Here is a 17,098-nt window from a genome sequence, read left to right as displayed (position 1 = left end):
GTCAATGGTGCCTTTTTATAATCTCCGCACGAAAATAAAAATAAAGAGAAAACATGAGAAATGTTAGCAAAATTTACAATCCAAAAAGCTAGCACTGGGTGGGTGATGGATTTTTAGTATATCCGCTTTTTACACATATGGATGAAGTTGATAAAGGAACGAATCCTTTTTTGATGCTTGATTATGCAGCACCGCAGTATTTTGAGCCAAATAATAGACAATCTCGTGGCGTTGGCGAGCATTCGCACAAAGGTTTTGAGACGGTAACTATCGCTTATGCTGGTGAGGTCGAGCATAGAGACTCAACAGGTGGTGGCGGTGTCATAAAGCAAGGTGACGTGCAGTGGATGACGGCTGGTGCAGGAGTAACTCATCAAGAATTTCACTCAAAAGAATTTAGTCAAAAAGGTGGGCTTTTTGAAATGGTGCAGCTAGGATAATAGCTGGTGAGTATGAGAACACAAGGGGTGCTGCAAATACATTTACGTCGCTAAATGTCTGGGATATAAGCATAAAAGAAGATGGTAAGATAACGCTAGACTTACCAGCAAGCCACAATCTAAGCTTGGTCATCTTGCGTGGCAATGTGATAATAAATAACTCACAAAAAGCAAGTGAAACACAACTAGTAAGATTTGAAAACGCTAGCGGTGCAGTAGTCATAAAAGCTATGGGTGGTGAGGCAAAGATACTACTTCTCTCAGGTGAGCCGATAGATGAGCCAGTAGTAGGATATGGACCGTTTGTGATGAATACAAAAGAGGAGATTAATCAAGCAATTGATGATTATCGCAGAGGAGAATTTGGGCAGATACCGGTGGAAAACTAAATAAAACGCACGTGGTTAAGGCTGCGTGCGTATTTTAGAAATTTTGTTATTTTTAGTCTTGGTTTATTTGTAAAGCTTTGTAAGATAGAGTCTTGCTAAGCCTTACAAAAGTAAAATCTTAAAAATTAAAGCCTTTTTGTATAAATTTAATGATGCCACAAAGCTTGCTTTTACTGTTTTGTTTTAAAATTTAAATAGCAAAAGATAATTTCAAATCAACGCCTTAAAAATTATTTTCGTCAAAAAAGTCGGTATCGATCTTGCAAATTTCATAAATTTGGCTTGTTTGAACACCTACTTTATAGTTTATCATTAGCTCAGTTAGTCTGTCGCCATCTATTAAGACCACGCTAAAGTTTTGACTATCTTTAGCAAACGTTTGGATCTCTTTTGTAAATTTCGCTGTAGTGATAAAGACGCCTTTTTGGTATTTTTATTTGAGATAGCACCGATGAACTGCTGTATCTCTTGCCTGCCTATGTTGCTGCCATCCTTATATCTCTTTGCTTGGATGTAAATTTTAGAAAGTTCTAGCTCATCTTCGTCTATAATGCCGTCTATCCCGCCTTCTAATCCTTTGTTTGTAAGGCTCCCAGTCCCATAGTCCATTTTTTCTAAAATGCTAGATAAATTTTCATCAATTTTTTAATCTTAAAAGCTATAATCACCGCATGAAATATGTAAGCCTAACAGAGTTTTTCTCTGATAATATCAATTTATTTATAAACGTGATTGCTTCATTGTTCGCGCTATTTTTTTGCTTTAGTGTTGGCTTTGGTCTTTTATTTTTTATTACCTTACCACTTGGCTATATAATGGGCTTAGTCTTGTCGTTTCCACTTTTAATATTTGTATTTTTCTTATTTGCAACGCTAGATATTTGTATCTGCATCTTGGTGTCTGTTTGTAGAGTTTTTAAATAAATTTGGGGCTTTTTACAGCCCCTTTGCTACTTTATAGCAGCCATTTTTCTACGCATATAAGCTATGCGGCTTTGAAGTGGTAGGTGTTTTGGGCAGTTGTCTTCGCAGCCAAGCAAAGTCATACAACCAAATACGCCATCATCATCGCCGATTAGCTCGTAAAAGTCCTCATCAGTTCTCTTATCAAGTGCGTCTATCTTAAATCTAGCAACCCTGTTTAGACCAACAGCGCCGATGAAATCAGGTCTCATGATAGCTGTTCCGCAAGATGCGACGCAAATTCCGCACTCTATACAGCGATCAAGCTCGAAAACTTCTTGAGCGACTTCTGGCTCAACTTTCTCTTCAAGCTTAGAGATATCTGTCTCATGATCTGTGTGTATCCAGCTCTCGACGCGCTTACTCATAGCGTTCATCCAGTTACCAGTATCTACGCTTAGATCTTTTAGTAGTTTAAAGACTGGCAAAGGCATAAGCTCTATGACACCGCTTTCAAAGTCTTTTGTTAAGGTTCTGCAAGCTAGGCTTGGCTTGCCATTTACTAGCATGCCACAACTACCGCAAATTCCCGCACGACAAACGAAGTCAAAGCTGAGATCTGGATCAAATTTCTCACGAATTTGATTTAACGCGATAAATAGCGTCATACCATCAGTCTCTTCAAGCTCATAAGTCGCAAAATGAGGCTTTGAAACTTTGCTTAAAGGATTGTATTTAAAAGCTTTTATGGTTATTTTTCTACTCATTTCCTATACCTGCTCTTTCATTTGGTGCTTTATATTTTGGTTGAAGGTCATAGTGCATCAAAGCCTCTTGAATTTCTTGTCTGCTTTTGCCTTCTGCTTGCATTTTTTCGCGAATTTCATCGACCTCTTTTTGACGGATAGCACTGTTTGGATGCTCGATGATATTTCCTTTTGCACCATAACCTCTAAATGCTGGCGGCATCTCCATCTTCATGATATCAAGTGGCTCATAAGTGATAGTTGGCATAGTGTCGCCTTCTTTCCAGCTTGTAAGCGTTCTGTTTAGCCAGTTAAGGTCATCTCTCTTTGGATAGTCTTCACGGCAGTGAGCACCACGGCTCTCTGTTCTATCAAGCGCACCTTTTGCGATACAAAGCGCTAGTTTTAGCATCTTTGGCACGCGGTAAGCCTCTTCAAGCTCTGGGTTGCCAAATAGTGCTTTGTTGCTTACTTTTACATCAAGTGACTCTTTATAAAGTGCTTCAAGCTCTTTAACAGCAAGCTCTAGACCTTTGCCTGTTCTAAATATCGCAACGTGCTCCCACATTACCTCTTTCATCTTGTTTTTGATATCAAAGACGTTAAATTTACCCTCTTTATTGACAAGACTTAGTAGATAATCTTCTTGTTTTTTAACAAATTTCTCGATATCAGCTGTGTTTATCTCGATCTCATGGCTAGCGCAGTAATCTGCAAAATAATCACCAACGATCATACCTGCGACGACTGTCTCAGAAACTGAGTTACCACCAAGGCGGTTAAAGCCGTGCATATCCCAGCAAGCAGCCTCGCCAGCGCTAAATAGACCTGCTAGTGTTGGGCTCTCGCCAGTTGGTTTTGTCTTGATACCGCCCATTGAGTAGTGCTGCATAGGTAGGATCGGTGCCCAGCCTTTGCCACGCTGATGTCCTGTCTCGTCGGTATATACTTCAGTGTCAGCAGGATCGATGCCGTTAAAAATTTCGCAAATTTCTTGAACGTCACGTAAATTTTTCTCGATGTGCTCGCGTCCAAGGATAGAGATATCAAGCCAAACGTGATAGCCATAAGGGCTAGGCACACCTTTGCCTGCACGGATGTGCTCCATGATACGGCGACTAACGACATCGCGGCTAGCTAGCTCTTTTTTCTCTGGTTCATAATCAGGCATAAAGCGGTATCCATCAACATCACGTAAAATTCCGCCATCACCGCGGCAACCTTCTGTTAAAAGAATACCAGATGGGACGATCGGAGTTGGGTGAAACTGAACAGCTTCCATGTTGCCAAGCTGAGCTACGCCAGTCTCAAGTGCGATCGCAGCACCGATACCTTCGCAAACAACAGCGTTTGTAGTGTGTTTATAAACTCTGCCGTATCCGCCAGTTGCTATAAGTGTGCCTTTTGAAACATAAGCTGTGATCTCGCCATTTACCAGGTCACGAACGATCGCGCCGTAACAGCGATTATTTTGGTGTATCAAAGCAATCGCCTCTTTGCGGTCGTGAATTTCTACATTGTGTTTAAGCGCTTCGTTAGCAACAGCAAAAAGCATGGTGTGACCAGTTGCGTCAGCTGTGTAGCAAGTTCTCCACTTTTTTGTACCACCAAAGTCACGTGAGTGGATAAGGCCATGAACCTCTTCTTTTTCAACGATAGTTGTCTTTTGAGCGTTGATGATAGCGCTTCTTTCGCCTTTTGTGATCCTAGTCCAAGGCACGCCCCAAGCTGCAAGCTCACGAATCGCTTTTGGAGCAGTTTGACAAAACATACGTGCAACTTGTTGATCACAACCCCAGTCGCTACCTTTTACCGTGTCAGCAAAGTGTACATCTTCGTTATCACCTTCACTCATTTTAGAGTTACCAAGGCTTGCTTGCATGCCGCCTTGTGCAGCAGCAGAGTGAGAGCGTTTTACAGGGATGAGGCTCAAAACTACGGTGCTTAAGCCCTTTTCTCCAGCAGCCACAGCAGCTCTAAGACCAGCTAGACCACCACCAATTACTAATGCGTCATAATATTTTACATTCATCTTCTAGCTCCTTTTTAATGGCTGATCCACACGAAATCGGCGATTAGCGCAATCACAGCAAGTATGCCATAAATGACAAATACAACTGTCTTTGCCTTATTTCTTTTAGCAAGCATTTCGTGTTTGTTTGCGCCATCAATACTTACCCACTTGACATACAAGCGGTACATGCCAACGCCAGCGTGAACGACCATGAAAACAAGTAGTGCGAAGTAGAAAATTTCTAGTTTGTGAAAAGCAGCGGCTGACTTATCAGCTGTGATGTGACCACCAAAGATGATATCGATTATGTGGGCGCTTGCTGCAAAAAATAGAGCAAAGCCTGTTAAAAACTGGAACCACCAAAGTGTGGTATCAAGGTGCTTCATGCGGTCTTTATGGCCTCTAAACATTAGATACTGTCTGTAATTTGCAGGAAATTTTCTCATGGCCAAGAAGGCGTGAGTAACAAAAACTACAAAGATAACAGCAGCTATAACATTTGTGATCCACCAAGTAGCCTCACCAAATAAAAATTTAGCCTCTGCAAATCCTACGACAGCGTTAAATGCGTCTTTGCCAAGTAGTATAGTAGAAGTAAAAACCATATGGCACAATATGAAACAGGCTAGAATAAATCCTGTAATACTTTGCCATCTATCCCAAGCGGCTGGTGTGCGGCTTTTTTTGCCGTCCGACCGTTTCCCCAAAAAACCTTCTATAAGCCCGGTCATGAGCCCTCCTAAGAAATTTGAAATAAGTTATCATTTCTTAATACTAATTTAAACATTAGCATTAATTGATAAAGCTAATGCTATCAGAACTTTACTTTAATAAATTTTAAATATTGACATTAAATTTTCGTAAAACTCTTATAAAGTTTAATATAGACAAAAATTCCGAGCCCACACATAATAAGTGATAAAATTTGCCCCATCGATAGACCAAAAATAATAAATCCAAGTCCAGAATCAGGCTCTCTGTAAAATTCACAAATAAATCTTGCAAATGTGTATAAAATGGCGTAAAGTGCTATGAGTTCGCCATTAAATTTCTTATATTTTCTATATAAAAATAAAATGACAAAAATAACTAAACCTTCTAAGAATGCTTCATAAAGCTGGCTTGGATGTCTTGGCTGACCAAAGACGTTTATCGCCCAAGGCACGTCTGTAACCCTGCCAAAAAGCTCTTGATTTAAGAAATTTCCGATCCTGCCAAATGTATAGCCAAAAGGTATGCAGATGGCGCAAAGATCAAGTAGCTGCCATAAATTTTGTTTATACCTTTTGCAAAATAGATATGTCGCAAGCAGAAAGCCAACTACTGCTCCGTGGTAGCTCATGCCACGAATTCCTATAAATTCGCCGTTATGAAATGGATTAAAAATTTGCCAAGGTTGTGTCAAGTAGTAGCTTACTTCGCCTGAATATACTAAAACCCAGCCAAGTCTAGCGCCTAAAATAACGCCTATCTCTACCCAAAAAAAGTAGTTATCCAAAAGCTGATTTGATATAGGGATATCATCTTTTTTAACGAGATACTTTGCCATGGCAAGTGCTAAAACAAGGGCCAAAATATACATAAGCCCATACCAGTGCACGCTAAAGCCAAAGAGGCTAAAGGCGACTGGGTTAAAGTGGTTATAAATGTCGTTCCAAATTTCCATTTTTTACTTTCTTTTTAAATTTATGCGATTTTACAATTAATAAATAAACAGCGCTTTGCTACCAAGTGGCAAGGCCAGAAATTTAAACTCGCTTGCTTCAAATTCTTTGCAAAATTTAAACAGCTCATCAAACTCGGCCTCGTTTAAATTTACGCTCCAGATCGCTCCAAGGTCATTAAATTCTCTTTCAAACTCACTTAAATTTTTAGTGGCAAAGTGGTGCTCAAAGCGGCTCATCAACGAAAATGGCGTAAAAAATTTAACCTCATCTTTTATCTCAAATTTCATCACACCACCATCTTTTATAGCCTCGTTTATCGCTTCATTCACAGCCCCTGAGTAGGCTCTTACAAGCCCTCCAGTGCCAAGCTTTATCCCGCCAAAGTAGCGAACTATCAAGACCCCAACGTTTATTAGCTCAGCTCCTCGCAAGGCATTTAGACTTGGCTGGCCGCTAGTGCCCTTTGGCTCGCCATCATCGCTTTGATTTTCGACTATTTGTCCGTATTTGTTTAGCTCTCTTGTCGCCCAAACTACGTGAACAGCCTTAAAATGCTCCTCTTTTAGGCGCTCATGCAAGCTTTTAAACGAGCTTATCGGACATAAAAATGCTAAGAAATTTGACTTTTTTATATCAAGCTGGGCTTTAAAAATCCTATCAATCGTCTGCAAATTTGCTCTTTTTTTAAAATTTTAAAAATCTTATCAATTTGCTAATTAAAGCCTTGTAAATTCAGATAAATTTATATTATTAAGGAAAAGATAGTAGAATTTTGCAATTTTTCACGAAGGACTAAAATGATACAAACTTGCCTATTTCCAGCGGCTGGATATGGAACGAGATTTTTACCAGCTACAAAATCGCTCCCAAAAGAGATGCTACCGATCCTTACAAAACCGCTCATTCACTACGGCGTTGATGAGGCGCTTGAGGCTGGCATGGATAATATGGCCTTTGTCACAGGACGCGGAAAAAGGGCGCTTGAGGACTATTTTGACATCAGCTACGAGCTAGAAAAAGAGATTGCAGGCAGCCAAAAAGAGTCACTGCTTAGCGAAGTTAGAAATTTAATGAGCTCATGCACATTTTCATTTACTAGGCAAAATGCTATGAAAGGGCTTGGACACGCCATTTATACGGGCAAAACGCTAGTTCGAGATGAAGCATTTGGAGTTATTTTGGCAGATGATCTATGCATAAATGAAAACGGCGAGGGCGTGCTTTCGCAGATGGTTAAAATTTATGAAAAGTACCGCTGCAGCGTCGTTGCTGTGATGGAAGTGCCAAAAGAGCAGACCAAGTCTTACGGCGTCGTAAGCGGTAGGTTTATAGAAGATGATATTATAATGGTTGATGATATGGTTGAAAAGCCTGATCCTGCTGAGGCTCCGACAAATTTAGCGATAATTGGGCGCTATATCCTAACGCCAGATATTTTTAACATCTTAGAGCGAACAAAACCGGGCAAAAACGGCGAAATTCAGATCACGGACGCACTAAAAACGCAGGCAAAAGATGGCATGGTGCTAGCTTATAAATTTAAGGGCAAGAGGTTTGACTGCGGCAGCATCGATGGCTTTGTCGAGGCTACAAATTTCTTTTACGAGCGCAGTAAATGATAGAGACTTCATTTAAATTTAACTTTGCAAGCAGCGAGGTCATCGACTCTTACGCCAAGCGCATAAACGACGAGTACGAAAGCGGCGAGATAGGCTACTACCACCTGCCAGCTCTTGGGCAAAATTTACTTGGCGAGACCCGGGAGTATGAAAAGGGGCTAGCTCATATCAAAAATGTAGTACTTGTTGGCATTGGTGGTAGCAGTCTTGGCGTAAAGGCGCTAAAATCAATGCTTGATGGCACAAAAGGGATAAAAAGAGAGCTTTTATTTTTAGATAACGTCGATCCTTGTAGCTACAAAAGCACGCTTAGTGGGGTTAAATTTGACGAGACGCTTTTTATAATAAGCTCAAAATCAGGCAACACGATCGAGACGATCACTATTTTTAAGTGTTTGCTTGATGACTTTAAGCCTCAAAATTTGGGCAAAAATTTCCTCATCATCACTGATCCAGGCACAAATTTAGAAAATTTTGCCAAAGAAAATGGCATTAAATTTTTTAATATCCCAAAAAATGTTGGCGGGAGATTTAGCGTGCTAAGTGCGATCGGCCTTGTGCCTCTTGGTATCTGCGGCTACGATATAAAGGCGCTTTTAGATGGCGCGCTTGCTTGCAAGAAGCAATACATCGAGCAAAAAGATAGCTCCATAGTTGCAAAAGCCTACCACTACGCTACTAGCAGAAATGCCAGCATAAATGTCATTTTTAGCTATTGTGATAGATTTTTTGAATTTAACGACTGGTACGTGCAGCTTTGGGCTGAGAGCCTTGGTAAAAAAAGAGGCTATAAAAGGGTCGGTCTTACGCCAGTTGGACTTGTCGGCAGTCGCGATCAGCACAGCTTTTTACAGCTTATCATGGACGGCGTAAAAGATAAGAGTGTGACATTTATAAAGATAAAAGATCACGCAAGCGACAAGACTATCCCAAATTTGAGCCTAAAAGGGCTTGAAGAGTGCGATTTTGTGGCGGGTCTAAGCCTAAATGAGCTTATAAATTTGCAGTGCGATGCAACGGCTATGGCGCTGGTGCAAGAGGGCATAAGTGTCGATACGATCACGCTTGAGAGGCTTGATGAGTTTCACGCTGGCTGGCTCATTTTTTACTACGAGCTACTGACCTCGGCTACTGGTATCATGCTAGGCATCAACACCTATGATCAGCCAGGCGTTGAGATAGGAAAACGTATCTTAAAAACCATGCTTTTAAAGTAGAAAATGAAGAAATTTCTACTTTTAGCTCTTTTTGCCACGCAAATTTTTGCCTTTTCGGCGAGCAAATTTGTAAATGACGCTAGGTCACAGATCGGCGTGACGATAAGTTACGATCCAAGCTACGAGCGGCTCGCTTACCCAATGGGCGACGTGGATATCAAAAAGGGCGTTTGCACCGACGTTGTAGTAAGGGCTTTGCGGCATCAAGATATGGATCTGCAAAGGCTCATTTTTGAAGATATGAGCAAAAATTTCGCAAGCTATCCTAAAAAATGGGGGCTTAAAAAGGCTGATAAAAACATCGATCACAGGCGTGTTATAAACATCGCTACCTATCTAAAAAGAAAAGGTTTTGAGGTGAGTGATGATAAATTTTTGCCAGGCGATATCGTCACTTGGATGCTACCAGGAAATTTGCCTCACATCGGCGTGATCTCAGATAAATTTTACGCCAAAACACCACTTGTCATCCACAATATCGGCTCTGGTGTGCAAGAAGAAAACATACTTTATAGCTACAAGATCACGGGGCACTTTAGGCTAAAGTAGCAAATGGCTTTTTAATCAAATTTTAGGCAAAATCGCAAAAAATAAATTCAAGGAAAAATAATGTTAGAAGTTAGGGGACTTACTCAAAGATTTGCAAGTAGTTTGCTATTTGAGGATGTAAATTTAAAGCTAAATCGCCACAACAGATACGGACTAATCGGCGCAAATGGCGCTGGTAAATCGACATTTTTAAAAATTTTAAGTGGAGCTATCGAGCCAACTAGCGGCGAGATCATCATAGAAAATGGACTAAAGGTTGGTGTGCTTGGGCAAGATCAGTTTGCGTTTGAAAATTTCACGCTAAAAGATGCGGTGCTTTATGGTAACAAACGCCTATACGACGCTGTAAAAGAGAAAGAAAAGCTCTATATGAGCGAGGAATTTACTGATGAGATAAATGAGCGCTTAAGCGAGCTTGAGATGATAAGTGCTGAGGAGGATCCAAGCTACGAGTATGAGACTAGGATAGAAAAAATCCTAAGCTCGCTTGGTCTAAATGAATTTGACAAGCTCATGAGCGAGGTTGAAAACTCAGATAAAGTTAAGGTTTTGCTAGCTCAAGTGCTCTTTCCAAAGCCAGACATTTTATTCTTAGACGAGCCAACAAACAACCTTGATATAGACGCGATCGCGTGGCTAGAAAACGAGCTAAACCGCCACGAGGGCACGCTTGTGGTTATCAGCCACGACAGGCACTTTTTAAATAGAGTTTGCACAAACATTTTGGATGTGGATTTTAAGAAAATTCGCGAGTTTTCAGGCAACTACGATGATTGGTATATGGCTGCAAATTTGATCGCAAAGCAGCATGAGATGGAGCGTGACAAGAAGCTAAAAGAGAAAGAGGAGCTGGAGAAATTTATCGCGAGATTTTCAGCAAATGCGAGCAAGGCAAAGCAGGCGACTTCACGTGCAAAGCAGCTTGAAAAATTAGATATTGCCGAGATCGCAGTCTCAAGCAGGCGTGATCCAAGCATACTTTTTCGTGCAAACCGCGAGATAGGCAATGAGCTAATAGAGCTTAAAAATGTAAGTAAGAAATTTGATGATAAAGTGATATTTGACGGGTTAAATTTCAAGCTTGAAAAGGGCGATAAACTAGCTATCATCGGCCACAACGGCGTTGGTAAAAGCACGCTTTGTAAGATCATAATGGGCGAGATAAAGCCTGACGCAGGCGAGGTGCATATAGGTGCTACCATCGAGCTAGGATATTTTGCGCAAGATACGGTAAATAAGATAGATGGCGAGCTAAAGCTTTATGAATACTTGCAAGATGCCAAAAACAAGGACATCGACGAGATCAGAAAGTGCCTTGGCAGGATGCTCTTTAGCGGTGCTGAACAAGAAAAGGCAGTAGGCGCACTAAGCGGCGGCGAAAAACACCGAGTAAGACTAGCTCAGCTCATGCTTCACAGACCAAATTTGCTTGTCATGGACGAGCCAAATAACCACCTCGACCTCGAGGCTATCATCGCGCTTGGCGAGGCGTTTTACAACTTTAATGGCTCAGTCATCTGCGTGAGCCACGACAGGGAGCTAATAGATGCCTTTGCAAATAGAATTTTACACCTAAAAGGTAATGGCGAAGTCGTTGATTTTAAAGGCACATACGAAGAATACAGAGCAAATTTAGGACTTGAAGCATAAATGCTCATTTTGCCTCTAGTTTTTCTAGAGGCAGTTTAAATTTACCCATTTAAATTTACTACCCAAAGCGAATTTGTAAATTTGTATAGAACTGCAAATTTTAAATTTTCATCATATAAATGTGTCACGAATTAATATTATAATTAAAGTTTAACTTAATTTTTTTTATTTTTATGTTGTATAAACTTTAAATTTACATTAATTTTTTGTTAAATTTTCTCAAAAATGGCTTTTAAACTTAAAGTGTAGGACAAATCTGAGTTAATTTGACCCTTTTTATATAATAAAAAAGTGATATTATTAGTAATATAACAATTTAGACAAGCAAATTCCTAAAAATTAGCTTAAATATGAAATATAATTTTATTCCAAAAAGCGCCATATCAAGTCAAAAGCTTAAAGCTTAAAAAAAATAAGTAGTCATTAATATTTAAAACCTCAAATACCTATATAATTTCACTCGGTAACAAATTTTTACTAAGGAGAAGCTGTTATGGCAACCAGAAAAGAACATGATTTTATTGGCGAGTTGGAAATTTCTGACAATTTTTACTATGGTATCCAAACATTTAGGGCTACTGAGAACTTCCACATGAGTGGTAGAATATTAAAAGAGTATCCATACTTTGTAAAGGCATTTGCACAGATCAAAAAAGCTGCTGCGCTTGCAAATAAAGAGGTTGGCGTTTTAGATCCAAAGATAGCTGATGCTTTAGCAAAAGCTGCTGATAGAGTAATAGCTGGTGAGTTTTTAGATCAATTTGTCGTTGATATGGTTCAAGGTGGTGCTGGAACAAGTACAAATATGAACTCAAACGAGGTTATCACAAACATCGCACTTGAGAGCCTTGGTCATAAAAAAGGCGAGTATCAATACATCCATCCAAACGATCACACAAACCTTGGACAAAGCACAAATGACACTTATCCAAGCTCTATTAAAGTAGCAACTTATGCAAAGCTTACTGACTTGCTTGCTGCTATGAATTTACTAAAAGATGAGCTTGAGAAAAAAGCAAAAGAATTTAAAGATATCATTAAAATGGGTAGAACAGAGCTTGAAGATGCCGTCCCTACAACACTTGGCAACACTTTTAACGCATTTGCAAGCTATATCAAAAGTGACATTGAAAAGATCACAGCTGCTAGAGAGTCAATGACACATCTAAACATGGGCGCAACTGCGATAGGTACAGGCATCAACTGCCACCCAGAGTATAAAAATGTAGTTGTTAAAAAACTAAAAGAGATCACTGGAGTTGATTTTAAAAAGGCTGATGACTTCATCGCTGCTACACAAGATACTGCAGACTTTGTGCATGTAAGTGGTGCGCTTAAAACCGCAGCTGTTAGACTTTCAAAAATTGCAAACGACCTAAGACTAATGAACTCAGGTCCAAGATGCGGTCTTGGCGAGATAAATTTACCTCAAATGCAACCAGGCAGCTCAATCATGCCAGGTAAGGTAAATCCAGTTATCGCTGAGGTTGTAGGTGAAGCGTGCTATGAAGTAATCGGCAACGATGTAACTATTATGCTTTGCTCTGAAAGAGGCGAATTTGAGCTAAATGCGTTTGAGCCAGGCATCGCTTATGCACTATTTAACTCTATATTTATCCTTGAAAATGCTATGAAAACACTAGCTGAAAAAGCTATCAAAAAACTTACAGCAAACCCTGAGGCTTGCCTAAAATCAGTTCTTGGCTCAGTTGGTATCGTAACAGCATTTAACCCATATATCGGTTACGAAAAATCAGCAAGTATCGCTAAAGAAGCCCTTCAAACAGGTAAAGCAGTTGGCGATATCTGCCTAGAGAGAGGCTATCTAAGCAAAGAAGAGATAGATAAGATTTTAGAGCCTAAAAATATGCTAAATCCGAGCATGGTTAAGTAAAATTTTAAGCAAAGTATTATTAAAAGCGTGCCAGAATTCTGACACGCTTAAGTGGTGATTTTAGTAATAAAATTTAATAAAGGAGTTTTCGATGGATATAATGCTGATTTTACAGATTATAGTCCTATTTGGCGGCATCTATCTTGGTGTCAAACTAGGTGGTATGGGCGTTGGCTACGCAGGTGGTCTTGGCGTTGTGATACTCGCTTTACTTGGTATGAAAGTCGATATGAAAGACATCCCTATGGATGTTATCTTGATCATCGCTTCAGTTATCTCAGCGATCACAGCTTTGCAAGTTGCGGGCGGACTTGATTATTTAGTTCAAGTAGCAACAAAAATTTTACGCAAGAATCCAAAACAGATCAACTTTCTTGCTCCGATAGTTACTTACTTTTTAACTATCCTTGCAGGTACTGGACACACTGCGTTTTCTATGATCCCTGTTATCGTTGAGGTTGCAAAAACTCAAAACATCAAACCTTCAGCTCCACTTGCGCTTTCAGTTGTCTCTTCTCAAGTGGCGATCACTGCAAGCCCTATCTCTGCTGCGTTTGTTGCTATGAGCGGTCTATGTGAAAAGCTAGGTGTTAGCTATCCAGTGTTGCTATTTATTTGTATATCAACTACATTTGTTGCGATGATTATCACTGCGTTTATTATCAATAAATTTTACGATCTTGACCTTTCAAAAGATCCTATCTACCAAGATAGACTTGCAAAAGGTTTGGTTGCAGAGGTTAAGGATGTCGAGTATCACGAGCCAAAACCATACGCAAAAAGATCAGTTGCTATCTTTGCAGTTGGTGTTTTGATCGTTGTTTGTTATGCACTATGCATTTCAAAGAGCTTAAATTTAGTAGAAAAACCTATCCTTTCAAGAGATGCAGCTATCATTAGCTTTATGCTAACTATCGGCTTTACAATAGCAGTAGCTTGCAAAGTTGAGACAGGCAAACTTCTATCAACTAGCACTTTCCAAAGCGGTATGAATGCGTGCATCTGCGTTGTTGGTATCGCATGGCTTGGTACAACATTTGTTAATGGACACCTTGACGCTATCAAAGAGGTTGCAAAAGACTTCGTTACTCAGTATCCATTTATACTAGCTGTTGCACTTTATTTCTTAAGCTGCTTGCTATACTCACAAGCTGCTACAACAAAGGTTATGATGCCTGCTGTTGCTGCTGCTCTTGGTATGACTAGCCCTGAAAATTCAGGTCAAATTTGGATCCTTGTAGCTTCATTTGCTGCAGTTTCTGGTCTATTTGTATTGCCAACATATCCTACAACACTAGGTGCGATAGCGATGGACGATACAGGAACTACAAGAGTTGGTAAATTTGTATTTAACCACTCATTCTTCATCCCAGGAACTATAATGGTTGCATTGTCAGTTATCCTTGGATTTATAGTAGCTCCAGTTCTTATATAAAACTTAAGCCGAGATCTCTCTCGGCTTTTTTAATACACTTTAAATTTTCAATTTTTATATCAAATCCTTAAATAATATCTCTTTTTAAATTTTAAATTTTTTATTTTTACAAATCACGCAAAAATCGCACTAAAATTTAATCCTCCTTAATTTATCATTTTTAAAATTTGCTCTATTTTGATATTTTATCTCACATATCATAAAAAATAAAAACTAAAAAAAATTATTAAATAAAATTTAATTTTAGTTTCAACTTTAAATAATAAAACAACAAAAGTAAAATTTCTTTTAAAGGGAGAAAGATGAGCTTAAATAGAAGAGAATTTTTAAAATTCAGTGCAGGAGTTAGCGCGGCTGCATCATCTCTATCAGGTGGTGCTTTGCAAGGTGCTGCAAATGGAGGCGAAAAACACGTTCATAGCTTTTGTGAGATGTGCTCTTCAAGGTGTCCTATCGAAGCAAAAGTCGTTGATGGCAAAGTTCGCTTTTTAAGTGGCAATCCAAAAGCTGGCGGCACAGCAACCTCTCTTTGTGCAAGGGGTGGCTCAGGCTTAAGTCAGCTCTATGATGAAAATAGGATCAAAAAGCCATTAATCAGAGCTGGCGAGAGAGGCGAAAATAAATGGCGCGAGGTTAGCTGGGACGAGGCGCTTGATTATGTCGCTTCAAAGATGCTTGAGATCAAGCAAAAGTATGGTCCTGAAAGCTTTATATTTACCTGTAAAAGCTCGCAAACGCATAAGCTAATGGTAAATTTTGCCTCAGCTTATGGCTCGCCAAACTGCTTTTCGCACTTTTCATGCTGTCCGATCACCTACCAAATGGTCTGCGAGCAGATGTATGGCATCGCTAAGCTAAAAAGAGACTTTGCAAATGCAAAATACGTTGTAAATTTTGGTCACAACCTCTTTGAGGGTATCGTCATAGCTGATGCCAAAAAGCTTGCTAAATTTGCAGCCAGCAAGGACACAAAGCTACTTGTGCTTGAGCCAAGATTTAGCGTTGTAGCTGCAAAGGCCGATGAGTGGCTACCAGTTAAACCTGGCACTGACCTAGCATTTGTGCTAGCACTCATCAATACTTGGATACAAAATGGCACTTACGATAAAGAATTTATTGAGAAATTTACAACTGGCTTTGATGAGATCGTAAAGAGTGTCGAGGGCAAAACACCTGAGTGGCAAGAGAGCATCACTGGTATAAAAGCAAGCGATGTCAGACGCATCGCTGATGAAATTTACAAAGCTGCTCCAAGAGTTATCATCGACTTTGGTCACAAGACAACTACCACAAGAGCTGAATACATGAGGACAAAAGCCATTATGGTGGCAAATGCGATGATGGGCAACTGGGAGGTTAAGGGCGGCCTTTTTGGTGGTAAAAATGCAAAGACCTTTAACAAACTGGTTGGCGAGGATAAATTTCCAGTCCTTAAAAACCCAGATGATAAATTTAAAGTGCCAAAAGTCACTAGACTAGACTTTGCTGGCGAGGCTGGAGCGCATAAATTTGTAAGCAGAAAACATGGCGTTTTGATGGATATAGATAACGCTATCTTAAACGAGAAGCCTTACGCCATAAAAGGCTGGTTTAACATCCGCTTTAACCACCTCATAAACGTGGCTGAGACGATGAAGAGCATAGAGGCGATGAAGAAGCTTGAGCTCATCGTAGTAAGCGATGTCTATCTAAACGATATGGCGACCTTTGCTGATGTCATTTTGCCTGAGAGCAGTTACCTAGAGCGTGACGAGGGCATAGAGGACAAGTCAGGTCTAAAACCAGCTTATATGATAAGAAATAAAGTCGTTGATCCAGTTGGCGACACGAAGGACGGGGCGTTTATCTTTAGAGAGCTAGCACGCCGCATGAAGATAGATGAGCTTTACACTTGGAACGACATACGTGAGTTTAGGATGCAACAAGCTGGCGGAGATATAAATTTACTTGCCGCTCTAGAAAAAGATGGCTTTATCACGTGGGATGAGCCGGGAATTTTGTTTAGAGAAAAAGGCATGATCGATAAATTTATCGCTAAATATCCAGTAGCATCTAAATTTGTAGGTGAAAATGGTTTAATGGACGATATGGCTAAGCTTAAAACAAAAAGCGGCAAGATAGAGCTATATCTGCCTGATGTCGAGGCGCAGTTTGAAGGATATGGCGCGCTAAATGACAAAGATATGGACACATTTGACGGACACGAGCTTTGCTTAACTTGTGGTAAAACGCCTATTCATACAAACGGCCACACTCAAGCAGTTCCATTTTTAAATGACCTTATGAGCGATAGCCCTATCTGGATCAATCCAAACACCGCCAAAAAGCAAAATTTACGTGACGGCGACACGGTCTTAGTCAAAAATAAATTTGGCGAGCAAAAGGGCAAGCTTATGGTGACTGAGGGCATTAGAGAAGATACGCTCTTTATCTATCACGGCTTTGGACACATCACACCAGGTCTTAAGAGCATAGATCACGTAGGGCTTAACACAAGCGTGCTTCTTGATCCAGCTGAGGGTCCAGTGGCTGCGACTATGGTTACAAATGTTGGCGTTAGCATAAGTAAAGCGTAA

At 40.0% G+C, this 17,098-nt stretch carries 15 protein-coding genes and 1 pseudogene; 9 read left to right on the top strand and 7 right to left on the bottom strand.

Features of this window, described 5'->3' with window-relative positions; genetic code table 11:
* Positions 1-98: 98 nt before the first annotated feature.
* Both CVS89_RS10060 and CVS89_RS10055 read left to right on the top strand, forming a co-directional pair.
* Positions 99-440, top strand: a complete 342-nt coding sequence (locus CVS89_RS10060; RefSeq protein ID WP_232523964.1) for a pirin family protein — start codon at positions 99-101, stop codon at positions 438-440.
* Entirely contained in the window at positions 437-829 is a 393-nt protein-coding gene (locus CVS89_RS10055) for a pirin family protein (protein WP_343218631.1), read from the top strand. The genes CVS89_RS10060 and CVS89_RS10055 overlap by 4 nt, the downstream gene beginning before the upstream one ends.
* 223 nt (positions 830-1,052) lie before the next feature.
* Here CVS89_RS10055 and CVS89_RS10155 read toward each other — a convergent pair whose 3' ends face one another.
* The 7 genes and pseudogenes from CVS89_RS10155 to CVS89_RS07205 all read right to left on the bottom strand — a co-directional run bounded on the left by CVS89_RS10155 (position 1,053) and on the right by CVS89_RS07205 (position 6,829).
* A complete protein-coding gene (locus CVS89_RS10155) occupies positions 1,053-1,178 on the bottom strand; it encodes a hypothetical protein (RefSeq protein ID WP_269778494.1) in 126 nt (41 codons plus the stop codon).
* 27 nt (positions 1,179-1,205) lie between these two features.
* Positions 1,206-1,438 (bottom strand): annotated as a pseudogene (locus CVS89_RS10050) (restriction endonuclease); the annotation flags it as partial.
* Positions 1,439-1,778: 340 nt separating this feature from the next.
* A complete protein-coding gene (locus CVS89_RS07225; RefSeq protein ID WP_004317555.1) occupies positions 1,779-2,498 on the bottom strand; it encodes a fumarate reductase iron-sulfur subunit in 720 nt (239 codons plus the stop codon).
* On the bottom strand, positions 2,491-4,509 hold the full coding sequence (locus CVS89_RS07220; protein WP_103568587.1) for a fumarate reductase flavoprotein subunit: 2,019 nt from the start codon (positions 4,507-4,509) through the stop codon (positions 2,491-2,493). Before CVS89_RS07220 ends, CVS89_RS07225 begins: the two co-directional genes overlap by 8 nt.
* A gap of 14 nt (positions 4,510-4,523) precedes the next feature.
* Positions 4,524-5,222, bottom strand: a complete 699-nt coding sequence (locus CVS89_RS07215) for a fumarate reductase cytochrome b subunit (RefSeq protein ID WP_035142502.1) — start codon at positions 5,220-5,222, stop codon at positions 4,524-4,526.
* A 119-nt stretch (positions 5,223-5,341) separates the two neighbouring features.
* The gene (gene lgt / locus CVS89_RS07210) at positions 5,342-6,157 is read right to left on the bottom strand and encodes a prolipoprotein diacylglyceryl transferase (protein ID WP_107847634.1); all 816 of its coding nucleotides are present in this window, start codon (positions 6,155-6,157) and stop codon (positions 5,342-5,344) included.
* Between the two features lie 36 nt (positions 6,158-6,193).
* A complete protein-coding gene (locus CVS89_RS07205) occupies positions 6,194-6,829 on the bottom strand; it encodes an IMPACT family protein (protein ID WP_107847635.1) in 636 nt (211 codons plus the stop codon).
* A 126-nt stretch (positions 6,830-6,955) separates the two neighbouring features.
* Between CVS89_RS07205 and galU the strand changes: the two genes are divergently transcribed.
* From galU to phsA, 7 genes are all read left to right on the top strand, one after another.
* A complete protein-coding gene (gene galU, locus CVS89_RS07200) occupies positions 6,956-7,777 on the top strand; it encodes a UTP--glucose-1-phosphate uridylyltransferase GalU (RefSeq protein ID WP_107847636.1) in 822 nt (273 codons plus the stop codon).
* Positions 7,774-8,994 carry a glucose-6-phosphate isomerase gene (locus CVS89_RS07195; RefSeq protein ID WP_107847637.1) on the top strand — a complete coding sequence of 407 codons (1,221 nt, stop codon included), beginning with the start codon at positions 7,774-7,776 and terminating at the stop codon, positions 8,992-8,994. Before galU ends, CVS89_RS07195 begins: the two co-directional genes overlap by 4 nt.
* Positions 8,995-8,997: 3 nt before the next feature.
* Positions 8,998-9,543 (top strand): DUF1287 domain-containing protein, encoded by a 546-nt coding sequence (locus CVS89_RS07190; RefSeq protein ID WP_107847638.1) that lies wholly within the window; start codon positions 8,998-9,000, stop codon positions 9,541-9,543.
* A 60-nt stretch (positions 9,544-9,603) separates the two neighbouring features.
* A complete protein-coding gene (gene abc-f / locus CVS89_RS07185; RefSeq protein ID WP_103594124.1) occupies positions 9,604-11,193 on the top strand; it encodes a ribosomal protection-like ABC-F family protein in 1,590 nt (529 codons plus the stop codon).
* A gap of 493 nt (positions 11,194-11,686) precedes the next feature.
* Positions 11,687-13,087: an aspartate ammonia-lyase gene (locus CVS89_RS07180; RefSeq protein WP_107847639.1), complete on the top strand. Its 1,401-nt coding sequence runs from the start codon at positions 11,687-11,689 to the stop codon at positions 13,085-13,087.
* A gap of 91 nt (positions 13,088-13,178) precedes the next feature.
* Positions 13,179-14,522 carry an anaerobic C4-dicarboxylate transporter gene (locus CVS89_RS07175; RefSeq protein ID WP_021090082.1) on the top strand — a complete coding sequence of 448 codons (1,344 nt, stop codon included), beginning with the start codon at positions 13,179-13,181 and terminating at the stop codon, positions 14,520-14,522.
* Between the two features lie 302 nt (positions 14,523-14,824).
* Positions 14,825-17,098 (top strand): thiosulfate reductase PhsA, encoded by a 2,274-nt coding sequence (gene phsA / locus CVS89_RS07170; protein WP_107847640.1) that lies wholly within the window; start codon positions 14,825-14,827, stop codon positions 17,096-17,098.

The organism is Campylobacter concisus, assembly GCF_003048615.2.
Classification (GTDB): Bacteria; Campylobacterota; Campylobacteria; order Campylobacterales; family Campylobacteraceae; genus Campylobacter_A; species Campylobacter_A concisus_C.
Note: the sequence above shows the minus strand (reverse complement) of the source record. Positions and strands in the feature narration are given on the sequence as shown.